The 4108-nt window shown below is 25.3% G+C and carries 5 protein-coding genes; all 5 read left to right on the top strand.

Annotated elements, in window-relative coordinates; translation table 11 throughout:
- Nucleotides 1–228 precede the first annotated feature (228 nt).
- Complete coding sequence (locus HMPREF1984_RS06345) at nucleotides 229–765, top strand: hypothetical protein (protein ID WP_021767107.1); 537 nt, start codon at nucleotides 229–231, stop codon at nucleotides 763–765.
- A gap of 271 nt (nucleotides 766–1036) precedes the next feature.
- Nucleotides 1037–1600, top strand: coding sequence for a hypothetical protein (locus HMPREF1984_RS06340; RefSeq protein WP_021767106.1), 564 nt, complete (start codon nucleotides 1037–1039; stop codon nucleotides 1598–1600).
- A 145-nt stretch (nucleotides 1601–1745) separates the two neighbouring features.
- A complete protein-coding gene (locus tag HMPREF1984_RS06335) occupies nucleotides 1746–2252 on the top strand; it encodes a hypothetical protein (RefSeq protein WP_036100060.1) in 507 nt (168 codons plus the stop codon).
- Nucleotides 2253–2665: 413 nt separating this feature from the next.
- Nucleotides 2666–3760 (top strand): SMI1/KNR4 family protein, encoded by a 1095-nt coding sequence (locus tag HMPREF1984_RS06330; RefSeq protein ID WP_021767104.1) that lies wholly within the window; start codon nucleotides 2666–2668, stop codon nucleotides 3758–3760.
- A 119-nt stretch (nucleotides 3761–3879) separates the two neighbouring features.
- A partial coding sequence (locus HMPREF1984_RS06325) for a hypothetical protein (protein ID WP_036100058.1) occupies nucleotides 3880–4108 on the top strand: 229 nt, incomplete at its 3' end.

Raw genomic sequence — 4108 nt, 5'->3', positions numbered from 1 at the left:
AGATTATTTCAAAATCATAGATTGTAATATTAGAGGAATTGTATCAGTAAATTGTGATAGTATAAAATTATGGGCAAAAAGTAAAGGTATAACTTCAATAGGAGAATTAGAGTTGGCTTAATATACAATTGAAAAAAAAGATATGAAATAACGGACCGATACAACAATTTATTAAGATTTAATCCTGAGTAAATAGCTTCCCAGATAATGGATTTGAGGTGATAATTTATGAAAAAAATTTTAATAATAACATTACTTTTATTACTAATTTATCATTGTTTTAATAAGGGTGAAATAATTAAAGAAAACCATTATGAAATTTCAATGCGTCGTTTAAATTATGGGGATGATGAGAAAATTTCTAATATTGAAGATATAAATTTTGACAATGGTAATATAATTATTAAATTAAAAAGTTTGCAGAACAATTTATATTTAGAAACCGTAATAATCTATTATAAAGAGAAAAAAATAGGAGAAATTTATATAAATGAAAATTTGTATATTGAAAATATAAGTAATAATAAATATATTGATATCAACAGTTATATTTTTGAATATCCTATTAATAATGATTTGCTCTGGATTTTAGGAGAAAAGAATGAAAAATATAACATATCTTCTGGACCATATATGGAAAATGAATTTATATTTGAAACTGTCATAAAAGACAAGGCTAATAATAAAATATATAATTTAAAACGTGAAATAGATATACTATTTGTAAAGCAAGGAAAAATCAGAAGATTGACTTTTGATCATTAATATTATTTTTTAGAATATATTTGTATTAAACGGTTTTAACAGCGTCATAAATTATATGATGAGTTTTCAAAATCTTTTGATTTGAAAAATGCTCTTCCAGATAAACGAGAACTTAGAAATAAATATAACTTACTTACAAATTATAAAAATCATGAAATATACAGAGAAGATTCAAGAACAAGGATAAAGATATAATGCTGAAAGAAATAACAGATTCTATAAATATGAGGATAAAAGAAGCAAAAGAGAAGATAGGAGGAAAAAAATAGAAATGAAGAAACAGCTTTGTTTTATAGTTATGTCCATTGTTTTTGTATATATATATTCTTCTTATAGTTGTATTAATGAAATAAAAAGAAAAAAATATATCCAAAATACACATGAAAAAATTAATAACAACTTTAGCTTAGAAAGAATGGCATTAAAAGATGAAACATTGTCCGTATATGAATATACTACTAATAGTACAGGTTATTTATTATGTGAAGGGATAGAAAAAATAATATGGACAAATAATTTTAAATATATTGTAGGATATATAGAGTTAAGTAAACAAGGATTATGTAAAGGATATTTTTATATAAATTCAAATGACGAGAAAGATTATAAATTCAATTTAACCAAAAAAGAGGTAGAAGAAAAATTTGGAAAAGATATTAAATATCAAAAAAGTATTGATTTTATAAATATATTTGGAGGGAATTCATTTAATGAAGAAAATATATCTGAAATAATTTCATTTTATGAATTGGTAACTTTTTTTGGTAGTATACTTTTATATATACTGTTGAATATATTAAATAGTATTATGTATATTATAAAAATAAAAGAATAAGATTTAGTGAGGAAAATCCTTTCAAATACAAATATATTAATCCTATTTTTTAATATTTTGAAAATGTATTGATGTAAAAATATTACAAAAGAGCATATGTATATTTTATCAAAAAAAGTAAACTGTGACAGTTAGGGAGATTAAAATGAAAAAATTTGAGATTTTTGTTAAACTATTTGTAGTACTGCTGGTTATTTTTTGTTTTGAAAGTTATTTTAAAGGAGAAATTATACAAAAAACTTTTATGGATATAAATGAATACTATCATCTTGAAAGTGGACCCAATCCTTTTTATTCAGTATTTATATGTGAGTCAAAAGGTAATTTAGATTGTTTTGTTGTAGAAGAAATTTCAAATCAGGATAAAAATTATTTAATAGGGAAAATGGAAAATAACCAATATTTTTATATTAATTATTCAGATAATAATAAAAAGAAATTTAATTTAACAAAAGAAGAGATAGAAAAAATTTTTTCTCAAAAAATTAAATTGGAAAAATCTAAAAAATATATAAATAAATATGGTAAAGATGAATTTAATATCTTTGAAGAAATGTTAGCTGCTAAATTTATAAAAACTTTGCTTTTTACTCCTATTATTTTAATGCTGATTAAATTTAAAATATATCCAAAATCTTGGGATAAGGAATAGAGATTGGGATAAGCAGAATCCAAGTTATCTTTTAAATTAGTCATTATCAGAAAATTAACAATAGAGAAGAAGGACATTATTATAATTTATAACAACAGAAAAATATTGAAAGTACAAGGTTATTATTAAGGACAGTGAATCAGTAAAAACATATACAGGGATTTCTAAAAATGGGAATAAAGTATGGAATCTGAACCATGCAGAGAAGAAACTGGCAAGTTATATTCAGGATAATTATTCAGGTAAGGAAGTAAAAGTAGATATCGGAGTTCAAAATACATCAAAAGAAGTGAGAGGTATGTGTCCAAACTGTAATTCTTCAATGTTTGATTTTGCAAAAGATAATCCTGATATGAGAATAACCATTTATGAAGGAACAACAGGAATAAATCCGTAAGGGAAAGGAAGACAAGATGAATAAAAGATACATGGATATACTAAAAGAATATCTGAAAAAAAATGAAAGAAAGGCAATAGGATACAGTGAAGAAGAAATAACTAAAATTGAAAAACTGTATGATATAGAAGCAAAAGGAGATTTCAGGGAGTTCTTAAAATATGCCGGAAGATGTGATGGAGATTTACTTGGAGATGATCCTATTATTTTATATAGGCAAACTTGGGATATGGAGTCCTATTTAAGGATGAATTATTTTGGATTTATAGATGATGAAGATTTTGAAGAAAAAGTATTTTATGATGAACTGAAGAAAAAGCCATTCATATTTTCAATAGAAATGGAAAACTATTATTTTTATATAAGGACAGTAGATGATGATTTAAAGGTATACTGTTTTGATGAAAATGAAGAAAAGATAAAGGATACTGGAATGAATTTTAATGAATATATGGTTGATTTAGTAGAAACATACAATTCTGAATTAAAACCTACACTAGATTTTTCCACTGTAGGAGAACTTTTGGTGCAGTGTGATACATCTGAAAAAAGAATAACAGGATTAAAGGAAATAAGGGAATACATGTCTTCAGAAAGAAAAGAACACTCTGAGCTTTTTATCCTTCTTGAAAGATATCTTGAAAAGAACAGGAAGGAATTTACAGGATACAATGATGATGAGATAAGAGGAATAGAAGAATTATATGATATAGAAGTGAAGGGAGATTTCAGGGAATTTTTAAGTATAGCAGGAAAAAGTTTGGGAGGATTGTTAGGAGAAGAAGAATTGTCATTATATAATGACTGGAGTATAAGAGAAAGAATAGTGTTACAATATGATTTTCAGGAATATGTACAAAAAGATAAATTTCGTGGAAAAGGAAGAGATGGTAAACCTTTTATAATTGACTTAAAAAGTAATTCTGAATACATTTTTATAACTACAAGGGATAATGATTTAAAAGTATACCATTACAGCAGAGAGAACAGGACTTTAAAGGAAACAGGAATGAATTTCAGTGAATATGTTACAGATTTAATTAAAAGATATAATCCGGAACTTGAGGAGTTAAAAGATGTTTCAGTATCTGGGGATATTATAAACATATAATAAAGTTTTCTTCATTTCTGAGTGATAGTTTAGCGAAAAGCTAAAGAACTGTTATATTAAAATAATACAAAAAAGTTTGAACTCAGGGAATAAAAAAAGGTAAGGTAATAATAGGGGAATTGTCCCTCTATTATTGCTTAGAGGGAACACAGGCACAGGGTGGAACATTCATCTACAATAATGTGGCAAACATTCAGAAGGAAGCTGTGGAACTTCATAACAGTTATAGCTCAAGCAGTTTAAGCAGAAGAATAAATGCAGGGGCTACAATTGGTTATGGGCATAAGATACAGACAACTGGAAACGGTGGAAGCATTTCAGCAAGTAAAAGTAATCAAAATACAACTG

The sequence above is a fragment of the Leptotrichia sp. oral taxon 215 str. W9775 genome (genome assembly GCF_000469505.1).
Lineage (GTDB): Bacteria > Fusobacteriota > Fusobacteriia > Fusobacteriales > Leptotrichiaceae > Leptotrichia_A.
The sequence above is the reverse complement of the archived record's forward strand: the minus strand, read 5'-3'. Positions and strand labels throughout refer to the sequence as shown.

Excerpts from the sequence above, each read along its gene's own strand:
- HMPREF1984_RS06345 (WP_021767107.1), top strand. The coding sequence starts at position 229 with ATGAAAAAAATTTTAATAATAACATTACTTTTATTACTAATTTATCAT.
- HMPREF1984_RS06340 (WP_021767106.1), top strand. The coding sequence starts at position 1,037 with ATGAAGAAACAGCTTTGTTTTATAGTTATGTCCATTGTTTTTGTATAT.
- HMPREF1984_RS06335 (WP_036100060.1), top strand. The coding sequence starts at position 1,746 with ATGAAAAAATTTGAGATTTTTGTTAAACTATTTGTAGTACTGCTGGTT.
- HMPREF1984_RS06330 (WP_021767104.1), top strand. The coding sequence starts at position 2,666 with ATGAATAAAAGATACATGGATATACTAAAAGAATATCTGAAAAAAAAT.